Annotated in this window: 22 protein-coding genes and 2 pseudogenes; 9 read left to right on the top strand and 15 right to left on the bottom strand. The window is 59.9% G+C overall.

Annotation, left to right across the window (positions count from 1 at the left end):
- The first annotated feature begins 382 nt into the window (after nucleotides 1-382).
- A complete protein-coding gene (locus AC1DIH_RS08380) occupies nucleotides 383-1,042 on the top strand; it encodes a methyltransferase family protein (protein WP_477771338.1) in 660 nt (219 codons plus the stop codon).
- Nucleotides 1,043-1,079: 37 nt separating this feature from the next.
- On the opposite strand, the pseudogene AC1DIH_RS08375 reads toward AC1DIH_RS08380, so the two are convergent.
- Nucleotides 1,080-1,247 (bottom strand): annotated as a pseudogene (locus AC1DIH_RS08375) (DUF1615 family protein); the annotation flags it as partial.
- Nucleotides 1,241-1,465: pseudogene (locus tag AC1DIH_RS08370) on the bottom strand (DUF1615 family protein); the annotation flags it as partial. The pseudogenes AC1DIH_RS08370 and AC1DIH_RS08375, both read right to left, overlap by 7 nt.
- 144 nt (nucleotides 1,466-1,609) lie before the next feature.
- Between AC1DIH_RS08370 and AC1DIH_RS08365 the strand changes: the two are divergent.
- On the top strand, nucleotides 1,610-3,139 hold the full coding sequence (locus AC1DIH_RS08365) for an FAD-dependent oxidoreductase (protein WP_477771337.1): 1,530 nt from the start codon (nucleotides 1,610-1,612) through the stop codon (nucleotides 3,137-3,139).
- 19 nt (nucleotides 3,140-3,158) lie between these two features.
- Here AC1DIH_RS08365 and hemB read toward each other — a convergent pair whose 3' ends face one another.
- The 3 genes from hemB to AC1DIH_RS08350 all read right to left on the bottom strand — a co-directional run bounded on the left by hemB (nucleotide 3,159) and on the right by AC1DIH_RS08350 (nucleotide 5,886).
- On the bottom strand, nucleotides 3,159-4,133 hold the full coding sequence (gene hemB, locus AC1DIH_RS08360; RefSeq protein WP_477771336.1) for a porphobilinogen synthase: 975 nt from the start codon (nucleotides 4,131-4,133) through the stop codon (nucleotides 3,159-3,161).
- A 163-nt stretch (nucleotides 4,134-4,296) separates the two neighbouring features.
- The gene (locus tag AC1DIH_RS08355; protein ID WP_477771335.1) at nucleotides 4,297-5,139 is read right to left on the bottom strand and encodes a PhzF family phenazine biosynthesis protein; all 843 of its coding nucleotides are present in this window, start codon (nucleotides 5,137-5,139) and stop codon (nucleotides 4,297-4,299) included.
- A 48-nt stretch (nucleotides 5,140-5,187) separates the two neighbouring features.
- Nucleotides 5,188-5,886 carry a glutathione binding-like protein gene (locus AC1DIH_RS08350; RefSeq protein ID WP_477771334.1) on the bottom strand — a complete coding sequence of 233 codons (699 nt, stop codon included), beginning with the start codon at nucleotides 5,884-5,886 and terminating at the stop codon, nucleotides 5,188-5,190.
- A gap of 328 nt (nucleotides 5,887-6,214) precedes the next feature.
- Between AC1DIH_RS08350 and AC1DIH_RS08345 the strand changes: the two genes are divergently transcribed.
- Both AC1DIH_RS08345 and AC1DIH_RS08340 read left to right on the top strand, forming a co-directional pair.
- The gene (locus AC1DIH_RS08345; RefSeq protein ID WP_477771333.1) at nucleotides 6,215-6,889 is read left to right on the top strand and encodes a histidine phosphatase family protein; all 675 of its coding nucleotides are present in this window, start codon (nucleotides 6,215-6,217) and stop codon (nucleotides 6,887-6,889) included.
- A 91-nt stretch (nucleotides 6,890-6,980) separates the two neighbouring features.
- Nucleotides 6,981-8,036 carry a permease gene (locus tag AC1DIH_RS08340; protein WP_477771332.1) on the top strand — a complete coding sequence of 352 codons (1,056 nt, stop codon included), beginning with the start codon at nucleotides 6,981-6,983 and terminating at the stop codon, nucleotides 8,034-8,036.
- A gap of 46 nt (nucleotides 8,037-8,082) precedes the next feature.
- Here the strand turns inward: AC1DIH_RS08340 and mnmH are convergent, their stop codons facing one another.
- Both mnmH and selD read right to left on the bottom strand, forming a co-directional pair.
- Nucleotides 8,083-9,180: a tRNA 2-selenouridine(34) synthase MnmH gene (gene mnmH / locus AC1DIH_RS08335; protein WP_477771331.1), complete on the bottom strand. Its 1,098-nt coding sequence runs from the start codon at nucleotides 9,178-9,180 to the stop codon at nucleotides 8,083-8,085.
- The gene (gene selD, locus AC1DIH_RS08330; RefSeq protein ID WP_477771330.1) at nucleotides 9,180-10,214 is read right to left on the bottom strand and encodes a selenide, water dikinase SelD; all 1,035 of its coding nucleotides are present in this window, start codon (nucleotides 10,212-10,214) and stop codon (nucleotides 9,180-9,182) included. The genes mnmH and selD overlap by 1 nt, the downstream gene beginning before the upstream one ends.
- A gap of 267 nt (nucleotides 10,215-10,481) precedes the next feature.
- Between selD and AC1DIH_RS08325 the strand changes: the two genes are divergently transcribed.
- Nucleotides 10,482-11,438, top strand: a complete 957-nt coding sequence (locus tag AC1DIH_RS08325) for a nucleoside-specific channel-forming protein Tsx (RefSeq protein ID WP_477771329.1) — start codon at nucleotides 10,482-10,484, stop codon at nucleotides 11,436-11,438.
- Between the two features lie 42 nt (nucleotides 11,439-11,480).
- Complete coding sequence (locus tag AC1DIH_RS08320; RefSeq protein WP_477771328.1) at nucleotides 11,481-12,515, top strand: purine-nucleoside phosphorylase; 1,035 nt, start codon at nucleotides 11,481-11,483, stop codon at nucleotides 12,513-12,515.
- A gap of 174 nt (nucleotides 12,516-12,689) precedes the next feature.
- Here the strand turns inward: AC1DIH_RS08320 and AC1DIH_RS08315 are convergent, their stop codons facing one another.
- The 4 genes from AC1DIH_RS08315 to AC1DIH_RS08300 form a co-directional block, all read right to left on the bottom strand.
- The gene (locus tag AC1DIH_RS08315) at nucleotides 12,690-13,646 is read right to left on the bottom strand and encodes a quinone oxidoreductase family protein (RefSeq protein ID WP_477771327.1); all 957 of its coding nucleotides are present in this window, start codon (nucleotides 13,644-13,646) and stop codon (nucleotides 12,690-12,692) included.
- A gap of 30 nt (nucleotides 13,647-13,676) precedes the next feature.
- Entirely contained in the window at nucleotides 13,677-13,850 is a 174-nt protein-coding gene (locus tag AC1DIH_RS08310) for a DUF1427 family protein (RefSeq protein ID WP_081013678.1), read from the bottom strand.
- A gap of 93 nt (nucleotides 13,851-13,943) precedes the next feature.
- The gene (locus AC1DIH_RS08305) at nucleotides 13,944-14,732 is read right to left on the bottom strand and encodes an AraC family transcriptional regulator (protein WP_427546766.1); all 789 of its coding nucleotides are present in this window, start codon (nucleotides 14,730-14,732) and stop codon (nucleotides 13,944-13,946) included.
- Between the two features lie 114 nt (nucleotides 14,733-14,846).
- Nucleotides 14,847-15,014, bottom strand: a complete 168-nt coding sequence (locus tag AC1DIH_RS08300) for a metallothionein (RefSeq protein ID WP_019689605.1) — start codon at nucleotides 15,012-15,014, stop codon at nucleotides 14,847-14,849.
- A 237-nt stretch (nucleotides 15,015-15,251) separates the two neighbouring features.
- Here AC1DIH_RS08300 and AC1DIH_RS08295 point away from each other — a divergent pair, with 237 nt between their 5' ends.
- Together AC1DIH_RS08295 and AC1DIH_RS08290 are read left to right on the top strand one after the other, a co-directional pair.
- Nucleotides 15,252-16,064, top strand: a complete 813-nt coding sequence (locus AC1DIH_RS08295) for a hypothetical protein (protein WP_477771326.1) — start codon at nucleotides 15,252-15,254, stop codon at nucleotides 16,062-16,064.
- Nucleotides 16,065-16,213: 149 nt separating this feature from the next.
- The gene (locus tag AC1DIH_RS08290) at nucleotides 16,214-16,792 is read left to right on the top strand and encodes a DcrB/PsbP domain-containing protein (RefSeq protein WP_477771325.1); all 579 of its coding nucleotides are present in this window, start codon (nucleotides 16,214-16,216) and stop codon (nucleotides 16,790-16,792) included.
- Nucleotides 16,793-16,800: 8 nt separating this feature from the next.
- Here AC1DIH_RS08290 and AC1DIH_RS08285 read toward each other — a convergent pair whose 3' ends face one another.
- The 4 genes from AC1DIH_RS08285 to AC1DIH_RS08270 form a co-directional block, all read right to left on the bottom strand.
- Nucleotides 16,801-17,511 carry an alpha/beta hydrolase gene (locus AC1DIH_RS08285; RefSeq protein WP_477771324.1) on the bottom strand — a complete coding sequence of 237 codons (711 nt, stop codon included), beginning with the start codon at nucleotides 17,509-17,511 and terminating at the stop codon, nucleotides 16,801-16,803.
- 372 nt (nucleotides 17,512-17,883) lie between these two features.
- Nucleotides 17,884-19,128 (bottom strand): lipoprotein-releasing ABC transporter permease subunit, encoded by a 1,245-nt coding sequence (locus tag AC1DIH_RS08280; protein ID WP_477771323.1) that lies wholly within the window; start codon nucleotides 19,126-19,128, stop codon nucleotides 17,884-17,886.
- 66 nt (nucleotides 19,129-19,194) lie between these two features.
- Nucleotides 19,195-19,878 (bottom strand): lipoprotein-releasing ABC transporter ATP-binding protein LolD, encoded by a 684-nt coding sequence (gene lolD, locus AC1DIH_RS08275; RefSeq protein ID WP_173859959.1) that lies wholly within the window; start codon nucleotides 19,876-19,878, stop codon nucleotides 19,195-19,197.
- A gap of 7 nt (nucleotides 19,879-19,885) precedes the next feature.
- Nucleotides 19,886-21,136 (bottom strand): lipoprotein-releasing ABC transporter permease subunit, encoded by a 1,251-nt coding sequence (locus AC1DIH_RS08270; RefSeq protein WP_054593170.1) that lies wholly within the window; start codon nucleotides 21,134-21,136, stop codon nucleotides 19,886-19,888.
- A gap of 94 nt (nucleotides 21,137-21,230) precedes the next feature.
- Here AC1DIH_RS08270 and AC1DIH_RS08265 point away from each other — a divergent pair, with 94 nt between their 5' ends.
- Nucleotides 21,231-21,815, top strand: a complete 585-nt coding sequence (locus AC1DIH_RS08265) for a PilZ domain-containing protein (RefSeq protein ID WP_477771322.1) — start codon at nucleotides 21,231-21,233, stop codon at nucleotides 21,813-21,815.
- Nucleotides 21,816-21,825: the final 10 nt, after the last annotated feature.

Genomic DNA, 21,825 nt, shown 5'->3' with positions numbered 1-21,825 from the left:
ACTTCAACCACTTGCGCTTCCGATCTCTCGTTAGCGGGAGGCGAATTCTACAGCGTTACTCGCTGCTGTCAACACCTCTTTTTCTCCGCTTTCGACCGAGACGATCGAACCGTTAAAAGAGCCAAACAACACCGCTCTTTCAACKCCTTCAGGCTTCGATGAACTGAAGCGTAACCGCTGTCGAAAACTGCGTAACTCTTTGTTTATCAAGGAGTTTTCCGTTTCGACTGCGCCGGAAGTGGGGCGAATTATAGACKTCCAGAATCTGCCGTCAACACTTAATTTWGYTTTTCTATCCTGGCAGGTGAAAGCGGCCGATCAGGCACCGTAATCCGCCTGGTCCCACTACGCTTAATAGAGTCGACCCAACAAGCGCCCCGCCATGAAGATCTCTCTGAAGCTGGCCGTGTTCAGTATTGCAGCAGTCTTGGTCTATCTCGGACTCGCCATTCTGGGACTGGGTGGCTTTGCCGCGTTTTTCTCGCATCCAGCCCTGGTGGTCATTGCCCTTGCAACGCTGGTCATGGTGGGAGTTTCACTGCTCACCGAAGTGAACTTGAGCTCCGGAGTACGTGAGGACCGGGCCAACCGTTGGGTGCTACCGGTATTAGGGGCGATCGGCGTGTTGTCCGCGTTTATTCCGGCCTATACCGACCGAATGGACTTCTGGACCTTTGGTGGCGAAGGCATACGCTGGGTTGGTGCAATGCTATTCATTGCAGGCGGTGCGTTGCGGATCTGGCCTGTGTTCGTACTTGGCAAACGCTTCAGCGGCCTGGTCGCCATTCAACCTGGACATACGCTGGTGACTGACGGTATCTACCGAAGGCTGCGTAATCCGAGTTATCTCGGTTTATTGATCAATGCACTGGGTTGGGCGCTGGCCTTTCGCTCCAGTGTCGGGATTGTGCTCGTCCTCCTGCTGCTCCCTGCCCTCATCGCTCGCATAAACGCCGAAGAAAACCTGTTGCGCAGTGCGTTTGGTGCCGAGTATGACGCTTACTGTGCGAAGACCTGGCGGCTCATCCCCGGGCTCTACTGAGATCAGCGCCCGGCACTTGCACAGCCAGCGCTAACCTCTACTCCGCCAAAGCACGCGTCATGCAGCGCTGATAACGCTCATCGACACGTTTGGCGAACCAGGCCGTGGTGAGCTTTCGAGTGATTTTCGGGCTTTGCAACTGGATACCCGGCAGGATTGCTCTGGGCAGAGGTTTACCTTCAGCCGTTTCCGCCAGTTCGAACACAGGTTCTGCGTGGTGGGCGGGATCGTTTGTGCCGCAAACGCTGCATAAATGTCGGTGGCCCAACCTTCACGGTCTACGGTGTTGCTCGGCAGCAAACGGGCAATCTGCGCTTTCACCTGTACGGGCGTCGGTTGAGCCGCTTGCCGAGCAGCCTGATTCGCGCAGCCGGCCAATACCAGCAACGTAACTACACTCATGATCAATCGATGGGATCGCATTTTTTACATGGGTCCTTTTCAGCGCCCTGATCACCGAGGATATCGCTTCTTGAGCCATTGCACCGGGGGAACAAGCACCTCGGTCAATCGGATCTAAACTGGATACACCCCTGTTCAGCGGGACTCTCGACCGAGGGCAACGACATGAACCGCAGCGATGTACTGATCGTTGGCGCCGGTCCCACAGGACTGGTCCTGGCGCTTTGGCTCAGCAAGCTTGGAATCCGCGTGCGCATCCTCGACAAGACCAGCGCACCCGGCACCACTTCGCGTGCGCTGGCGGTTCAGGCACGTACGCTGGAGTTGTACCGCCAGCTCGACCTCAGCCAAGCCGTGGTGCAGAACGGCCACAAAGTACCGGCAGTCAATCTGTGGGTCAAAGGCGAACCGGTGGCGCGGTTACCGTTCGAGGATATCGGCAAGGACCTGACCCCTTACTCGTTTCTGGAAATGTTCCCGCAGGACCAGCACGAACGACTGTTGATCGAGCGCCTGGAGCAGTTCGGCGTGGTGGTCGAGCGCGACACCGAACTGATCGGCTTCACCGAACATGGCGGCAGCATTACCGCGCAGTTGCTCCTGCCCGACGGGCAGGAGCATACCTGTCAGACCTGCTACCTGGCGGGTTGTGACGGCGCTCGTTCTACCGTGCGCAAGGCGCTCGACATCGGCTTTCCCGGCGGCACCTACCAGCAAGTGTTTTATGTCGCCGACGTCGAAGCCTCAGGCCTGGCGCTCAATGGTGAACTGCATGTGGATCTGGATGAAGCCGACTTTCTGGCGGTTTTTCCGCTGGCCGGCGAAGGCCGTGCACGGTTGATCGGAACGGTGCGCGATGAACGCGCGGAACAGGCTGAAACCCTCAAGTTTGAAGACGTCAGTAGCCGGGCCATCGAACACCTGAAAGTTCAGGTAAACAAGGTCAACTGGTTTTCGACCTACCGGGTCCATCACCGGGTAGCGGACACCTTCCGCTTCGGGCGCGCCTTTTTGCTCGGTGACGCCGCCCATGTGCACAGCCCCGCCGGCGGCCAGGGCATGAACACCGGTATTGGCGACGCGATCAACCTCGCCTGGAAACTCGCTGCCGTTCTCAATGGAGCAGCCAACGACAAACTGCTCGACAGTTATGAAGTCGAACGCATGGCCTTTGCCCGACGACTGGTGGCAACCACCGACCGGGTGTTCAATTTCGTCTCCGCCGAAGGCGCAATGGCCGACGTAATACGCACCCGCATTGCACCGTTCCTGCTACCCAAAATGGTCTCATTTGAATTGGCGCGCGAGTATCTGTTTCGTACGGTGTCGCAAATCACCCTGAATTATCGCGGGATGCCTCTGAGCGAAGGCCACGCCGGCCATGTTTTTGGCGGTGATCGCCTGCCCTGGGCGCATGACAGCGAGGCCGATAATTTCGACAGCCTGACAAGCCTCAACTGGCAGGTCCACGTATACGGCGACACCAGTGAAGAAATGCTTGCCTGGTGCGCCGAGCATCACCTGGCACTGCACGTTTTCGACTGGCATCCGACCCACGAAGCCGCCGGGCTGGCGCGCAATGGCTTCTATCTATTAAGGCCCGACAGTTACGTGGCCGTCGCCGACCTGTCCGCCGACCCGAAAGTCATCGAGCGTTACTTCCGGGACCACGGGATCAAACCGTTCCTCTGGTAACAACGGCACGCCCGGCGCCTTAGATTCCGCTCAACGCCAGGTCCATCGCAAAGTAGGTGAAGATCAGGTCCGCGCCCGCCCGCTTGATCGCCCCCAGGCTCTCGCGCACTACGCGGTCCTCATCGATCGCACCGGCGGCGGCACCGAACTTGATCATCGCGTATTCGCCACTCACCTGATAAGCCGCCAACGGCAAACGCGACGCTTCGCGGATATCACGAATGATATCCAGATACGCACCGGCCGGCTTGACCATCAACGCATCGGCGCCTTCCTGCTCATCGAGCAACGATTCGCGTACTGCCTCACGGCGGTTCATCGGGTTCATCTGGTAACTTTTACGATCGCCTTTGAGCGCACTGCCGCCGGCCTCACGGAACGGGCCGTAGAGCGACGAGGCAAATTTGGTCGAATAGGCCATGATCGACGTCTGGCTGAAGCCGGCTTCGTCGAGCGCCCGGCGTATGGCCTGGACCTGCCCGTCCATTGCCGCTGAGGGCGCAATCACGTCCGCCCCGGCCCGTGCGGCGGCGACGGCTTGCTTGCCGAGATTGATCAGGGTCTTGTCGTTATCGACTTCACCCGCATGCATCACCCCACAGTGACCATGATCGGTGTACTCGCAAAAACAGGTGTCGGACATCACGATCATCTCCGGCGCCGCGTCCTTGCAGATCCGTGCCATACGCGACACCAGACCGTTTTCATTCCAGGTGTCGCTGCCGCTGCCATCCAGGTGATGGGAGACCCCGAACGTCATTACCGACTTGATACCCGCCCGCGCATAGCGCTCGATTTCGCCCGCCAGTTTCGACTCTGGTATCCGCCGCACGCCGGGCATGCTGGTAATCGGCACGAAATCGTCAATTTCTTCTTCGACAAAGATCGGCAGCACCAGGTCATTGAGGGTGAACTCGGTTTCCTGGAACAGGCTGCGCAACTGTGGATTGCGGCGCAAACGGCGTGGACGGGCTTCGGGGAACTGGCTGGACATGGGGTTTCCTGGCTGGAGGCCAACGGCCTGGACAAGACAAAAGTCATAAAGGAAGGGAGCTTATGCCCCTCTCCCCCGCCGACACAAACGTAAGTTGAGGAACAGTTTATTTCCGATTCGGTAACAGTTTGGCGACGAGCAACGGTCAAGAAGCTCGCCAGCATTACAGATTCAAGCTTCCGTCGATGCAGGTCACGGCCGAGCCGCCGATCCAGATTTCATCGCCGATCCGTTCGACCTGGATTCTCCCGGCGCGGCCCATGGTCAGGCCCTGGCTGACCACGTAAACATCCGGCGCCAGCCCCTCGGCCAATAACCATTGGGCAACACCGGCATTCAAGCTGCCGGTGGCCGGATCTTCGGGCATGCCGTCCCCGGAAATGAACGCGCGCACCTCAAACTGGGCCTCGTCGCCATCACGTTCGGGGTGCCACGGCGCGATGACGCCGACCGCCAGCCCGAGCATCTGCGAATGATCGGGCTGCAGCGCCAGCACTTGCTCACGCTCGGCGAGCATCACGACCAACCAGCCAGCACCGTTATCAACCCATTGCGCCCGAATAATCGCGCCGGCTTCCAGCCCGAGCCCAAGACGCACCCGCTCCACCAGTGCCGCATCCAGCGGGCCGGACTTGAGCAACGGTGGCGCGAGGAACGCAAGGTCGGTGCCACGGAGGCGGATGCGCACCAGGCCTACGCCACACTCCTGAATGATTTCCTCCCCCTTGGGAATACCGCCCGCCTCCAGCCAGGCATGACAACTGCCCAGGGTTGGATGACCGGCAAACGGCAACTCCTGCAAGGTAGTGAAGATTCGGACTCGATAATCGGCCCGCGAATCGCCTGGTTCCAGCAAGAAGGTGGTTTCGCTGAGGTTGGTCCAGGTCGCAAACGCCGCCATGCGTTCGTCACTCAGTTCGTCAGCCCCCAAGACCACGGCCAACGGGTTGCCCTTCAGTGCAACACGGCTGAAGACGTCCACCTGTTTGAAGTCGTATCGAGACATTGCTCTTCCTTAAGCCGGGCTAAATAAATGGCGTCGTGACGCTTGCCGTCACTTGGGAATTTCCAACCCGCGAATCACTGCCGGCCGTGCCAGGAAGCGCTCCAGCACACGCAATACGTTCGGGAAGTTGTTGATCCCGACCAGTTCCCCCGCTTCATAGAAGCCGATCAGGTTGCGCACCCAAGGGAACGTCGCGATATCGGCAATGGTGTAACGCTCACCCATGATCCAGTCGCGGCCTTCCAGGCGGCCGTCGAGCACTTTCAGCAAACGCTTGCTCTCTTCGACGTAGCGATCACGCGGGCGCTTGTCCTCGTAGTCCTTGCCGGCAAATCTATGGAAAAAGCCCAACTGGCCAAACATCGGTCCGATGCCCCCCATCTGGAACATCAACCACTGAATCGTCTCGTAACGCGCAGCCGATTCCTGCGCCAGCAGCTGCCCGCTTTTGTCGGCGAGGTAGATCAGAATCGCCCCGGACTCGAACAACGCCAGTGGCTGATCACCCGGCCCGTGGGGGTCCAGGATCGCCGGAATCTTGTTGTTTGGGTTCAGCGACAAGAATGCTGGAGACAGCTGATCATTCGTGTCGAAACCCACCCGATGCGGCTCGTATGGCAAGCCGGTTTCTTCGAGCATGATCGAGACTTTGACGCCGTTGGGTGTCGGCAAGGAATAGAGCTGTATCCACTCGGGAAACTGCGCAGGCCATTTCTCAGTAATCGGGAATGCAGACAAGTCGGTCATGGTGAATATCCAGTGACAGTTGAATGGCGATGATGGGGGTTGGTCGCGGCAGATGCCCGGCCTTCAAGGCGGTTAGATTATAAGCACGACGCTGATGGGGCCAGGCTAATTCAGAAACATTCTGTCGATAACCTTCCCGTCAGCCAACCCGATCCGCAGATAAAGTGATGCGTGCCGATTCGAATCGAACCAAAGGGCGCACGTGGACTCCAAGGCTGCCCTTGCGTTAGACGAATCACCCTCACGACATAAGAAGCACTTGAAGCCGCAAGCTCCCGGTGCGATGTTTTGTCAGCCTTAAACGAATGCGCTGAAGAATAAAAACTCAATGAAAAAGCACCTGAACTTCGTTAGAAACCTGAAGCCGCGCACCTTGGTGTTCTGTGCCGCCTTGCTCATGACCTGCGCTCTATTCCTGGTGCTGGAAGCCAGTGAGAGCCGCACCCAGCCGGCTGACGGCACCCAGACCCTGGTGTTCCTGCGCCACGCAGAAAAACCCGCCGGAGGTCTCGGCCAGCTGAACTGCCAGGGCCTGAACCGCGCGATCAAACTGGCAGAGCTGCTGCCAGAGAAGTTCGGCAAAGCCAATTATGTGTTTGCCGCCAATCCGACACGCAACGTCGAGGAAGGCGAGTTCGACACCTCCTACAGCTACCTCCGACCGCTGCTGACCATCAGTCCCACCGCAATCAAACTCGGGCTGCCGGTGAACATCGAGTTCTCTGCCAACGACATCAGCGATCTGGCCGATGAACTGCTTCACGCCAAGTACCGCAACTCGATCATCTACACGGCCTGGTCCCACGGCTATCTGCCGGACTTGATCAACAAGGTGGCAGAAGAGGCCACCGGTGAAAAGCGCCCTATTCTTGACGACTGGCCATCCAACGATTTCGACTCACTGTACGTACTGACTCTGACCTGGCACAACGGCAAGGTCACCTTGCTCAGCCATAGCTACAAACAAGGGCTGAGCAATGGCCCGCAGACGTGTCCGACATAACGCGTCGGCGCGTGCCCACCGTTTCCGGGCCTCTGAACTAAACTGCACTGGAGTATGATGCCCCACTGTCCTTATTGTCCGGAGCCTCTGTATGTCCAACTCCCTAGCGGTCCCCAACCGGGGCCTGGCGCTCTGGTGGAAACCCGCCCTGTTCCTGCTGGTTGCCTGTATCGGCCTCTACTACGTCAAGTGGTCGCCCTACTACCTCAAGGCATTCGTGGCTGCCGACAGCCACAGCATCGGTGCCTCGATCCTCAACGATGAACAAACCTCGCCGCTCACCGCTGCACTGGTGTATGCCAAGGTGTACTTCCTGGCGATCTGGAAAGCGGCCGTACTGGCGGTGATTCTGGGTTCATTGTTGCAGGTATTGATTCCGCGAGACTGGCTGCTGCGCTTGTTCGGCCGTGCCGGTTTTGCTTCGACCTTGCGCGGCGGGTTGTTCGCCCTACCAGGCATGATGTGCACCTGCTGCGCCGCGCCCGTGGTGTCCGGCATGCGCCGTCAGAACGTCTCGGTGGGGGCGGCACTGGCGTTCTGGATTGCCAATCCGGTACTCAACCCGGCAACGCTGGTGTTCATGGGTTTCGTACTCGGCTGGGGCTTTACCGCTCTGCGGCTGGTGGCGGGGATTGTGCTGGTGCTGGGTGTTTCGTTGGTCGCCCAACGCATCTCGCGCCCCGATTACATGCCGGAGGCGGCGCTGGAAGCGGTGGCCGAAGTAACCCGCACAACCGATGCAAAACCCTTCCTGAACCGCTGGGCGCTGACCTTGTGGCAACTGTTCTGGACCACCATTCCGATCTATGTGCTGGCAGTCCTGGTTCTGGGCGCAGCCCGGGTCTGGCTGTTCCCGCATGTGGACGGCGCGATGGCCAACAGCTTGCTATGGCTGATACCGCTGGCCATCGTCGGCACGCTGTTCATGATCCCCACCGCCGCAGAAATCCCCATCGTGCAAACCATGATGACCCTGGGTTTGGGCACCGCACCGGCCGTGGCGCTACTCATGACCTTGCCGAGCATCAGCCTGCCGTCGCTGTTGATGCTGCGCAAGGATTTCGATACCCGGGTGCTGGTGACCGTAGCTGTGCTGACCATGCTGGTTGGCGTGATCTGCGGCCTGATCGGCGCGATGGTGCTTTAAAGGGGGATTGCAGGCGCTGGTGTTAACCAGCGCTTGCGTCTCGATCTTAACGATTACTGCGCTCACGCAAATACTCGAGCACCGCAGCCTCCTCCCCCACAAACTCGATTCGGTCGCCTTTCTTCTCGCGCTGGAAGGCGTACATCGGGTCGTAATACTCGTTCAACAAACCTTCGATCCAGCCACGGTGCAAGTCCACTGCACCGCTGCGTGCCTGCTCGGCCAACGCGGTCTCCATCAAATCGAACATGCGCTGATGACGCTCGCCACCCAGGCGTTTGCTGATGTTGTTGAGGCTTGCCAGCATACGCTCGGAGAACTGTGCGAACCCCTCGTCGCCATGTACAGCGACGAATTCCGCGCAGAGATTCACCACGTAATCGCGCAGGATCCGCTCGACCCGGTCTTGCAGGCTGTCTTCGAGCCAGACCATCGGAAAACGTTGCATGCCCTGATACAGCGGCAGCGGCAAGGCACAGCTGCCGACCATGCGGCTTTCATCTTCGAGCACGAACTGTTCAATGCCACGGGCACGCTTTTTCAGCACGTCCACCGCCAGGCGGTTCTCGAAGTCGATGTTGCCGGGCTGACCGGTCGCACGCTTGCCGAAGCTGGAACCGCGATGATTGGCGTAACCTTCAAGGTCCAGACCATTGCTCAATTGGGTGAGGACATCGGTTTTGCCGGTGCCGGTCATGCCGCCGAGCAACACGAAATCGCACTGCTCGACCGCCTGGTCGACCGTTTCCAGCAGGAAAGTCCGCATCGCCTTGTAGCCGCCACCGACCCGAGGGTAGTCGATGCCCGCCTCATCCTTGAGCCATTGCTGGACGATCTGCGAACGTAAACCGCCGCGAAAGCAATACAGGTAACCGTCGGGATTGGCCCGGGCAAAATCAGCCCAGGCCTGGATACGCGCCGCCTTGATCTCGCCCGAAACCAACTGATGCCCAAGCACAATGGCGGCCTGCTGACCGTGCTGTTTGTAGCAGGTGCCGACCCGCTGGCGCTCGTTGTCCGTCATCAGCGGCAGGTTGATCACCCCTGGGAACGACCCCTTGGTGAACTCGACCGGCGCGCGGACATCCATCATCGGCCGGTCGTTGAGGAAGATGTCGCGGTAATCAGTGAAATCGACAAGCATTAAATCACCTCTACCGCGTTGCTCTGTCGCTCAACCAGTTCACCGATCGGCGCCAGGTTCAGGCCCAGTTCAGCGGCAACAGCGAGAAACTGCTCGTTGCCCTCGGGTGTCACGGCAACCAGCAAACCACCGCTGGTCTGTGGATCGCACAACACGCGTTTGTGCAGTTCCTGTATGCGTCCGACCTTGTTGGCGTAGCTGTCGAAATTACGCAGGGTACCGCCTGGCACACAGCCTTGATCGAGGTAGTACTCGACGCCTGGCAGACGTGGCACGCGGTCGTATTCAATACGTGCGGTCACGCCGCTGCCATCGGCCATTTCCACCAGATGCCCCAGCAACCCGAAACCGGTGACGTCGGTCATGGCGGTCACGCCGTCGAGTTTGCCGAAGCGGCTACCCGGTTTGTTCAGGGTGCACATCCAGTCACGGGCCAGGCCGACGTCGCTGGCGCGCAGCTTGCCCTTCTTCTCGGCGGTGGTGAGGATACCGATGCCCAATGGTTTGGTGAGGTACAGCAAGCAACCGGCGGTGGCCGTGTCGTTGCGCTTCATGTGGCGCTTTTGCACCAGCCCGGTGACCGCCAGGCCGAAGATCGGCTCCGGCGCATCGATCGAATGCCCGCCGGCCAATGGGATACCCGCCTCATCGCAGACCGAGCGGCCACCGCGAATCACTTCCCGGGCAATCTCTGGCGCCAGCACGTTGACCGGCCAGCCAAGGATCGCAATCGCCATCAACGGATCACCGCCCATCGCGTAGATATCGCTGATGGCATTGGTGGCGGCAATGCGACCGAAATCGAACGGATCATCGACAATCGGCATAAAGAAGTCAGTGGTCGACACCACGCCACGCTCGTCGTCGATGGCATACACCGCCGCATCGTCGCGCGATGCATTACCCACCCAGAGCTTGGGGTCGAGATTCTGCGCGCCGCTGCCGGCCAGAATCACCTCCAGCACCTGAGGTGAAATCTTGCAGCCACAACCTGCACCGTGGCTGTACTGGGTCAGGCGAATCGGCTCGCTCATGGGGGCACCTCTGGAATTCAAGTTCAACAATTCTAACAGAGCACAGCGTAAGCGCTGACTGAGCCTGCCCCGCTTTCGAGCAGACACGCTCGCCAAGGGGGCAAATTGCTAACCAAAACGTCAGCTAATTCACAAAATTTCCCTTTATTTCAATCGCCTGCTCCAAGTTGGTCCGCAACATGCAAACGTTTGCGCCAGTAACGTGAACGCCTGATCTATGCATGAGCGCTCACGTTCGGCCAACCACTGCACGAACAGGGATTTTCAATGCACGCCACTTCCAGACGCACCGCGTCCTGCTCCACTGTTGCTGTTTCCTTGCTACTAAGCGCCGTTACGGGACTACTCAGCTGCGCTGCCCTGGCTCAAGAAAAAACCGCTGATGAGTCAGCCCAAGGCGAGACGCTCAGCGCTGAAGCCAGCCCACTGAAAAAAGGCGCGTACCTGTCGGACTGGTTCAATCAGGACCTGACGCTGATCGGCAGCAAGGACATCAGCTTCGGCCCGCAACCGGCCGACGACGTTTACCTGGAGTACGAGTACTTCGGGCGCAAGGGGCCATTCGAACTGTATGGCTATATTGACGCCCCGAAGATCCTCGGCATCGGCAACAGCCATGACAAAGGGGCCTGGGACCACGGTTCGCCGTTGTTCATGGAGCACGAGCCACGTATTTCCATCGACTACCTGGCCGGGCGCAGCCTGGCGGTCGGGCCGTTCAAGGAGTGGTATGTCGCGTTCGACTGGATCTACGACCACGGCAGCAGCACCGCCAATCGCGCCAACACGCTTTACAGTGGCCTGGGCACCGACATCGACACCCATTCGCGGGTCAACCTGTCGGCCAACTTCTACGGGCGCTATCAGTGGGAGAACTATGGCGCCAGCAATGAATACTCATGGGATGGTTATCGCGCCCAGTTGAAGTACATCGTGCCCATCGACCGCTTCAGCAATGGCGCGTCACTGACTTACATCGGCTTCACCAACTTCGACTTTGGTTCGGACCTGCATAAAGACAACCCGGCACGTACGGCCAACGCCACCGTGGCCACTAACGTATTGCTCTATTCATTCACGCACCTGCGCTTCACCCTGGTCGGGCGTTATTTCCATAACGGCGGTAACTGGGAGGATGGCAGCGAGTTGAATTTCGGTGAAGGCAACTTCCGTGCTCGCTCCGATGGTTGGGGTTACTACGCGGGTGTCGGGTATCAGTTTTGAGTGGCAAGCTGCTTCGCTATCAACATTTACCAAGGAGGTTCCATGCATACCGTCACACGCCTTTCTCTGTCCGCCGGTCTGGCCTGCAGTGCCCTGCTCTCTTCCAGTGCCTGGGCGGTAGAAGCCCCGATCACGCCGAAAGTCATGCTGATCAGCATGTTCGCCCCGGAAGCAAAAACCTGGATCGATCGCCTGGAACTCAAGCAGGAGATCCGCGTACCGGGGCTTTCTGCCGAGTATCCGAGCATTCGCTGCAATACGCAGCAGGTGTGCCTGATGGTCACCGGCATGGGCCAGACCAACGCCGCAGCATCCACGCTGGCATTGGCTCTGTCACCGAAATTCGACCTGCGCAAAAGCTATTTCCTGATCGCCGGAATTGCCGGCATCAATCCCCATCACGGCACTATCGGCACCGCTGCGTGGGCACATTATCTGGTGGAGTTCGGCACGCAATGGGAACTGGATTCGCGGGACGCCCCCAAAGAGTGGCCGAGCGGTTACATCGGCATCAACACCAAAGGTCCGAACGAAAAACCGCCGCTGGACTACAAGACCGAAGTCTTCGAGCTCAACCCGAAGCTGCAAGCCAAAGCCTTCGCCCTGAGCGCAAACGTTGCGTTGAGCGAAAGTAAAGAGTCCGCTGCATGGCGGATGAAATATCCCTACGCGCCAGCCAATCAACCGCCGGTGGTCACTCAATGCGACACCCTGGCCGGTAATACCTGGTTTTCCGGAACACGCCTGAGCGAACGTGCCGAAGTCTGGACCCGTTTGCTGACGGACAACCAAGGCGTTTACTGCACGACTCAGCAGGAAGACAACTCGACGTATGAGGCGCTGTTGCGTGCCAGCCGTGAAGGCCTGGTGGATATCCAGCGCCTGGCGGTGGTACGCGCCGGCTCCGACTTCGACCGCCCGTATCCGGGTTACAGCGAAGTCGACAACCTGCTCAAGTACGCCGATCAGGGTGGTTTTGTGCCAGCCCTGGAAAACCTCTTCCGCACCGGCAACCCACTGGTGCAGGAGATCCTGAAGAACTGGTCGGCGTGGGAGAAGGGTGTGCCTGAGGCATAACCTGTGGCGAGGGAGCTTGCTCCCGCTCGACTGCGAAGCAGTCGCAATGCGGACGACGCGTTCCGACATTTGGAACGCGACTAACGTTACTGGGCCGGCTGCGCCGTCCAGCGGGAGCAAGCTCCCTCGCCACAGTCATCACCCGTCGATGGAACACCTCGAACCCGACAGCCATCAAGGCAACAAAATCACCTTGTCGCCGCCGCCCTGATTCACCTCGGCATAACGCTCAAGCCCCTCGGTCAGTGGCGACTCCAGCAGCCCTTCCGGCAACGGCAACAACCCGTCATCGAAGAACCGGCCGAACTGTTCAAGCATCGCCGCGCAGGCTTCGACGCCGTACAGCAACGAGTTGATTCCGACCACCGAACCACCCCGGCGATACAGCGCCAGCGCGGGCAGTTGCACCTGCCCGTCGACTGGTGCGGCGATGATTGCGATGCGGCCGAAGGTGGCCAACGCCGCTACCGACGCCGGCAGCCAAAAACCGGTGGTATCGAAAATCACGTCGGCACCGCCCGTGAAAATCGCATTGACCTGAGCGCCCAGCGCTTCCGGTGTTTCCAGTTGAATCGTGTTAAAGCCCTGGGCCTGCAAGGCCTTGACCTGCTCGGGACGTCGCGCCGCCGCCAACACCTCGGCACCGCGAATTTTTCCCAGCGCCAGCGCCGCGCTACCCACCGCGCCACCACCGATCACCAGTAAACGGGTTTGCGCAGTCACCAGGCTGCGTTCCAGCGCATCCCACGCCGTGGTGTAGGGCACGCCAAGGCTCGCAGCCTGGGCAAAGCTCAAATGCGTTGGCTTGAGGGCGACGCCCTTGGCCGGCAGCTTCACGTATTGCGCATGGGAGCCATCGGCGAAAAAACCCAACTCGCGGCCCGTGCCCCAGACTTCCTGACCGATCAGCGCCTGCGGGCCTTCAACCACCACGCCGGCGAAGTCACGCCCGGGAATCCGTGGCAGCGTGGTGTAGGGAAAACGTCCAAGCACGTTCTTCACGTCGCTGGGATTCAGGCCCGCAGCCTTGATCTGCACCAACACCTCGTTGGCGCCCGGAACCGGGGTTGGTACCTCAACGTAACGCAGGGCCGCCAGATCACCGGTTTTATCGAATTGCAGTGCTTTCATGGGAATGTCCATCTGACAAATGAAGGGATTTCAGGAGATCCAGCCAGCGACCAGCTGCCGCCCCATCGGCCACAGCTGTTCACCGGCCAACATGCCCAGCAACCCCACCAATGCAATGGCCGGTGGCGCGGGCGAACGAAAATCCAGCGCGCCGTAGAGCAGGCCGACGCCAAGACCGATGGCCACTGAAATGAGGTAGTTCATGCTGAGCTCCGTGTAATCGGGGATACACAGAGTCTAGAGAAGGGTCGCCAAAGCGATCGGCCAAGTACTTCAGGATTTCGGCCAAATGCCCTGCTACGGTGCTGAGCTGAAATCGCCTTCGCGGGCAAACTGCGAGGGTGGAACACCCAGCTCGCGGCGAAACATGTCGCTGAAGCTGCTCGGCGAATAGCCCAGTTCGCGGGCGATTGTGCTGACCGGCACGCCCTGGATCAGCTCGGCGACTGCAATCGCCAATTGCACCTGACGCCGCCATTCGGCAAACCCCATGCCCAACCCATCCTTGAACAACCGCGCCAGGGTGCGCACGCTGGCGCCGGCATTTTCGGCATGCTGCTCGAAGGGGATATCCAGTGACGGTGCAGCCATGACCGCCTGACAGAGATTGACCAGCCGTCGCTCGGCGTTGTCCGGCATGGGAATCTTCAACAGCGAACGTTTCGCCCGTTTCAGCTCCAGCAAGGCCAGCCCCACCAGCGCCTCGTAGTACTCCGCCGAGCCACTGTCGCCCTGCTCCACCAACCCGAGAATCAACTCGCGCAGCAAGCCGCCGACCTCGATCACCTGAACACTGCTGTCCAGCGTCGCGGCCAACGCGGGGCGCAGGTAGATATTGCGCATCTGCAGGTCCGAGACCACCCGAATCCCGTGCACCACCCCCGGTGGCAGCCAGACCGCCCGTTGCGGCGGCACGACCAATGCTTCGTCGGGTGTCTCGACCCACATCACCCCGCTCATCGCATACAGCAACTGGCCCCAGACATGTTCGTGCGGCTCGATGTACAGGCCGCGCGGATAGGTGCGCGCCAACGGTTGCACCGGCACATCGGTGTCGCTGAGATCAGGCGGAGCGGCAAGGGCCATGGACGAGATCGAGAAAAAGGGAGAAGGCCTCATGGTAACGAGGCAGTGCGATTGCCGCCAGTTGACACCCGCTCAACGTGGAGCACAAACGGCTCCACGTTCAGGCAGATGTTTTCAGCCGTGAGCCCCCTTGGCGCATTGGCAACCCGCCGAGGTGCAGGCTTCGCCATGCTCGTGATGCTTGGCGCAACCCTCGCAGCAATAGTGTTTACCGTGGCGGACGATAGAGTGCTCACCCAGTTTACAGTTGCAGTTGGGGCAGGCGCAGGTCGTTGCTTTCATCTAACTGACTCCATGTGTGTGGTGGTCCAGAGGCGGCACCAATGCCGCACCTGAAGCAATGACCGCACATTGAAAACCGGTTCCGATGACGTGACAGGCGGCCTTCGCTCATCTCTTAGGGTAGTCGATGCACTCGCAACCATGATCTGCGATTGCAATCTGCGTACCCAGGCCTGAAATGGCGCGACGAAGCCGAGTATGCTGTGACAACAATGACAATTGACCAAGGACTTGGCCGTGCTGCTTTTGAAACTGTCGCTAATCCCCGGATTTCTCTTGCTGATATCCCTCGCCGGCAAACGCTGGGGGCCGAGCGTAGCCGGTTGGCTGTCGGGATTGCCGGTGGTGGTGGGGCCGATTCTGTTTTTTCTGGCCGTCGAACAAGGCCCGGTCTTTGCGACGCAAGCAGCCACCGCGGCGTTGTCAGCGATGTTTGCGATGATTGCGTTCTGCGTGGTTTACGCCCAGGCGGCGCAAAAATTCAACTGGCCCGCGGCGCTATCGATCGCCCTGCTGAGCTGGGCCACGGCGGCCGTGGTGTTGTCGCTGATTCCAGCGTCACTGGTGTTTTCGACCCTCGCGGCGATCACTGCGTTGCTCGCGGCACCTTATCTGTTCCCGCATGTTCAGCCCTTGGTTTCAGGCCCCGGGCCGAAATCCGACAAACTCTTGCTGCGCATGCTGGCCGGGGCGCTGCTGACCCTGGCGGTGACCTTGCTCGCCAGCACCGTCGGCGAACGCTGGAGCGGCTTGCTTGCGGTGTTCCCGGTGCTCGGCAGTGTCATGGCGGTCTTCTCTCAACAAACCCGGGGGTCCGCATTCACCGCCGCATTACTGCGGGCCACGGCCACCGGCATGTATTCGTTCGCGGCGTTCTGCCTGACGCTGGCATTGGCCCTGCCTCATTGGGGGTGGAGCGCATTCGTCCTCGGCGTGGCGGTGTCCCTTGGCATGTTGCTGATCACCAAGCGGCTGGCCGCACCATCGCGCGGTAATGCCCGACAAACGTCTGAAGTGACGATCGAGCCAAGCGACCCGCAACCACGGTAGCCAGCGAACGCCCAGCCGATTGTGCCGGATGCTCGCGGGTCACATGACCTCACGTCGCCTCTCATGCCATGGCTCAAGATCGCGCTGGAGTGATCAAGGTTGGCCGTGGGATGATCGCCGCCACTGCGCGATTACCCCGGAGAGTTTGCATGTCGTTGAGTAAAAAAGCCGTTGTCCTGTTGCTGACAGCGGTCACCAGCTTCGCTGCCGTGAGCGTTTACGCTGCCAAACAACCGGCCGCGAAAACCGCACCCGCACAAAAAATCTCGGCGCTGGGCGGGAAATTCGCTTTCACCCTGCCCCAGGGCTTCATCGCCAACCCACTGCCTGGTGGTGATGCCGCCAAGGGCACTGCTGGTGCAACGGGCACCATGTACACCAATCAGGCGAGCAAAACCGTACTGATCATTGCTGAAAATACCTTGCCCAATGGCTTGAACGTCAAAGACAACGACACTGCGTTTCTCGACGAGTCAGTGTCCGGTTTCGCCACTCAGCAACGCGAAGCCTTGCCTGACTTCAGCAAGCAAAGCGAGAAAAGCCTGACCGTCAAAGGCCTGGGCCTGCGCCAGATCGACAGCACCGCCACCCAGGGCGGCGGTCTGACACTCGACACCAGCCTGCTGGCCGGCTCCGGCACGCGCATGATGCTGATCCAGATCATCTCCCGCGCCGACGACAAGACTGGGCATGCGGCACTGGTCAAACAGATCCTTGGCGATAAATAAGCCTTCGGCTACTGATTGATCCGCAGCAACCAGGCGTTCAAATCCTGCATTTCGGCCGCACTGATGGTGTGGCCGACGCCTGGATAGGCATGAAATTCCGGCGTGAGCGCAATGCTCTGCAACAGGCTGTTGGCCTCGCTGCCATCGCTGTAGGGCAGTTTCAGGTCAGCCGTCCCGTGACCGATGAAAATCGCCAACGGCTCAAGCGCCTTGTCGGCCTTGAGCTGAGACCTCAACACGGGCAAAACCTTACCGCTCAACGCCGCAATCCCGCGCACCGTCTCGGGATGACGCAAGGCGACTTCATACGACATGATCGCGCCCTGGCTGAACCCCACCAGAAACACCTTGTCGGCCTCGGTGTGATACTTCTTCGCCGCCTGCGCCACGAAATCGACAATCAGCGCGCTGCTGCTATTCAGGTCATCGGTATCACCGTCATAAGCGCCTTCGCCCTTCTTGCGAAACCACTGATAACTGTCTGCCTCCACCGCCTGCGGCGCCCGCACCGACAGGTACGTGTACTGCGTCGGCAACGCGTTCTTGATGTCGAACAGGTCCTCTTCGTTACTGCCCGAACCGTGGAGAAAAATCACCAACGGCTGATTGCGTGAATCAGGATTGGACTGCTCAAGGTACGGCAACGGCAAATCTTCATTGAGCGCCGCATGGGCAATGGAAGACACCATCAACATCAACACGGCAAAAAAACGGAACATGGACCTTCCCTCGAATACGGCAAATTCGCGCCAGAGCCTAACACCACAAGAAGCGCTTTCGAAAACCACCCCCAACCGCTCAGGCCAACGGTCAGGCCGCCCACAACAATGAAGAGATACGCCCGCCACTCAACAGGACGAGCGCAGGTGTTCATCAGCGGGGGGTGGCGCGCAGCGCAGCGCCGTACGGCGCAGCCGGGCACATCGAGAGGACGCTACTGAAGGGGCAAAACGAATACCAGAAAGCAGGTTGAGGGCTCCCCCTCAACCATAGAATCTCCCACAGTGGCTTGGTGTACATCTGCGAGAGACAGGCCGCCTTCGCAGGCAAGCCTGCTCCGGGCGGCGATCCGACGATAGCGGTGTAACGACTTACGAATAGCGCAACGCAGTCGCCGGTTCGATCTTCGCGGCGCGCCAGGCCGGGTATACCGTGGCCAGGAAGCTCATGATGAAGCCCGCCGAGCAGATCAGCAGCACGTCACCGCCCTGCAGTTCCGATGGCAAGTTGCTGACGAAGTACACGTCGGAACTGAAGATATGCTGGCCCGTCACACGCTCCAGCCAACCCACCATCTCACTCACGTTCAACGCTGCGATCACCCCGAGGACGCCGCCAATCAGCGTGCCGACGACGCCGATCACCGTGCCCTGAACCATGAAGATCGCCATGATCTGCCGAGGCGTGGCGCCGATGGTCCGCAGGATCGCGATGTCCGCGCCCTTGTCGTTCACCACCATGATCAAGGTGGCGATGATGTTGAACGCAGCGACCGCCACGATCATCAGCAGCAACAGGCCGATCATGGTTTTTTCCATTTTCATGGCGCTGAACAGACTGCCTTGAGTGTGGGTCCAGTCATCGGCCTTGAAATCAACGCCCAGGCCGCCTGCAATGTCTGACGAGACCTTGGGTGCGGCGTACAGGTCTTTCACCGCCAGGCGCACGCTTTGCACCTGATTCGGTTCCCAATGCTGCATTTGCGCCGCATCGGCAACGTGGATCAGCGCCATCGAGCCGTCGAGTTCGGCACCGACCTTGAATACGCCAACCACGCTCAGCCGCTGCATGCGCGGGGTGATGCCACCCGGCGCAGTGCTGACTTCCGGCACGATCAGGGTGATTTTGTCACCGACGTTCAAGCGGAAGCGGCGTGCAGTGATTTCACCGACCACTACCCCGAACTCGCCCGGTTTCAAGTCGTCCAGACGTCCCTGCACGATGTGCTGGGCGACGATGGAGACTTTGCCTTCCTGTGCCGGATCAACGCCGCTGATCTGGATCGGCTGCATCGAGCCCTTGTAGGAGAGCATGCCTTCCATCTCGGTGAACGGCACGGCGGCCGTCACTTCAGGGTTCTTCATCGCGGCGGCCGCGACAGGCTGCCAATCGTCGATCGGCTTGACGCCAACGATGGTCGCGTGGGGCACCATGCCGAGGATGCGCGAGCTCATTTCGCGCTGGAAGCCGTTCATCACCGACAACACCACGATCATCGCCAGCACGCCCAGGGCGAGGCCGATCATCGAGGTCATCGAGATAAACGAAACAAAGCGATTGCGGCGCTTGGCGCGGGTATAGCGCGTGCCGATAAAGATCGATAACGGTCTGAACATTCGCTGGGGCACCGTATAAAAATAAAAGACCCGACACGCTTTTCAGTCGTGCCGGGTTTCGGCCAATCAGATGGGAGTGAGGCGACCTTCCTGCAGGTGCAGGACGCGATCCATCTGGCGGGCCAGGTTCATGTCGTGGGTCACCACCAGGAACGCGGTGCGCATCGAGGTACTGAGTTCCAGCATCAAGTCCTGAATGCCCTGGGCGGTATGGGAGTCGAGGTTACCGGTCGGCTCATCGAGCATCACCAGCCCTGGCTTGTTCACCAGTGCGCGGGCGATGGCCACGCGCTGACGCTCGCCACCAGACAGTTCGGCCGGTTTGTGCTCCAGACGATGGCCCAGCCCTACCCGCTCCAACAAGGCCGTGGCGCGCTGACGGGCTTCCGGGATCGCGGTGCGGCCGATCAATAGCGGCATGCAGACGTTTTCCAGCGCGGTGAACTCGGGCAGCAAGTGGTGGAACTGGTAAACGAAGCCCAGCGAGCGGTTACGCAGCAGGCCGCGGGCCTTTTCGTTGAGCGCCGACAGCTCTTCACCGGCCAGCCAGACACTGCCTTTGGTCGGCGTATCAAGACCGCCGAGCAGGTTGAGCAAGGTACTTTTACCGGAACCGGAGGTACCGACAATCGCCACGCGCTCACCCGGGTGCAGCTCAAGCTGCAAACCGGACAACACCACTACCGACTCCGGGCCTTCCTCGTAGGCTTTACCCAGGTCGCGGCAACTCAAGACTGCTTTAGTACTCATACCCAAATCACTCATAACGTAGCGCCTCCGCAGGCTGGGTGCGCGCAGCACGCCAGGCTGGATAAAGGGTGGCGAGGAAACTCAGGACCAACGCCGCGCCGCAGACCATCAACACGTCTTCGGCCATCAGTTGCGACGGCAGGTAGTCGATGAAGTACACGTCGGCGTTAAGGAATTTGTGCCCGATCAGGCCTTCGAGGGCGGAAATCGCGGCGCTGACATTCAGTGCGGCGAACATGCCGACCACGGCGCCGATCGCCGTGCCGACCACGCCGATCACCGTGCCCTGGACCATGAAGATCGCCATGATCTGGCCCGGTGTGGAACCGAGGGTCCGCAGGATCGCGATGTCGCCCTTCTTGTCGTTCACCACCATCACCAACGTGGAAATGATGTTGAACGCGGCCACCGCAACGATCAGCAGCAACAGCAGGCCGATCATGGCTTTTTCCATGCGGATCGCCTGATACAGGTTGCCGTGGGTGCGGGTCCAGTCACGGGCGTAGTAATGGTCTCCGTCCAGGTTCTGCGCAATGTTCCAGGCAGTGCGAGGTGCCTGGAACAAATCGTCGAACTTCAGCCGCAAGCCCTGGACCTGATCCGGCTTCCAGCGATGCAGGCGCGCCAGGTCATCCAGATTGGTCAGCCCCAGGTAGCCGTCCAGCTCACCGGCGCCGACATGGAAAATGCCGACCACGGTGAAGCGCTTCATCCGCGGGAACATCCCGGCCGGGGTCACGGTAACTTCCGGGGCGACGAAGGTCAGCTTGTCGCCAAGACCCACGCCGAGCTTGGTCGCGGCCTTGTCACCGATCACGATGCCGAAGCTGCCCGGCGACAGGTCGTCGAGTTTGCCCTGCGTCATGAAGTTGTCGATGATCGAGACTTTGCGTTCCTGATCCGGGTCGACGGCATTGAGCAGGACTTTCTGCACCTGGCCGTTATTGGTCAGCAAACCCTGCATCTGGGTGAACGGCGCAACCGCCACCACCTGCGGGTTCTGCTGGACCTTGGCGGCCAGGCTTTGCCAGTCGCTGATGGGCTCACCGGACTCGATGGTCGCGTGGGGCACCATGCCCAGCACACGGGTGCGCATCTCATGATCGAAGCCGTTCATCACCGATAGCACCACGATCATCACGACCACGCCAAGGGCGAGTCCGATCATCGAGGTCAGGGAAATGAACGACACAAAATGATTGCGACGTTTTGCACGGGTATAACGCGTGCCGATAAATACGAAGAGAGGTCTGAACATGTCGGGGCTTGTTCGGAGGGAAAAGGAACGTCCTTGTGGCGGGGGTCGATAACCAGCTTTACACTCAGACCACCGCCGCTACCATGGGTTCGCCATGTCGACATTAGATGAAGAAGATCGCCGCGAATACTACCGTATCGAGGACACGATCGCACTGGAAATTCGGCCCCTGTCTGCCCCCGAAGCGGCAGGCCAGGAAGTGTTGCAGGATGCTTCCCCGCTGTTCAACCTGCTCAGCGAACTGCACCTGAGCGAATTCGAGTCGCAGCACGTGCTGCGCCAGATCAGTGAGCGGGATCGAAACATCGCCAACTATCTGAAAGTCATGAACAAGCGCATCGACCTGCTGAGCCAGGTCGTGGCACACACCGTGCTCGGCAAGTTCGGTGAGCCGCAGCCCGTGGTGCTGTCGGAAGGCGGCATCGAGTTCGAGCACCACCTCGCCTACCCGGCCGGCAGCCATGTGGCAATCAAGCTGTTGTTGATGCCGCAAGCGCTGGGCCTGCTGTTGCGGGCCAAGGTCACTCACTGTGAACCGGAAAGTTTCGGCACCTTCGAGATCGGCACCGAGTTCGAAGCCCTGACCGATGCGCAACGACAGCTGCTGGCCCGCTATATCTTGCAGAGACAGGCGCATGAGCGACGCCTGGCACGCGAGCAAAACGAATCAGGCAATTAATTAAGGAAGA

The sequence above is a fragment of the Pseudomonas sp. 05N36 genome, from assembly GCF_056397385.1.
This window is presented reverse-complemented; position numbering and strand designations above follow the sequence as displayed.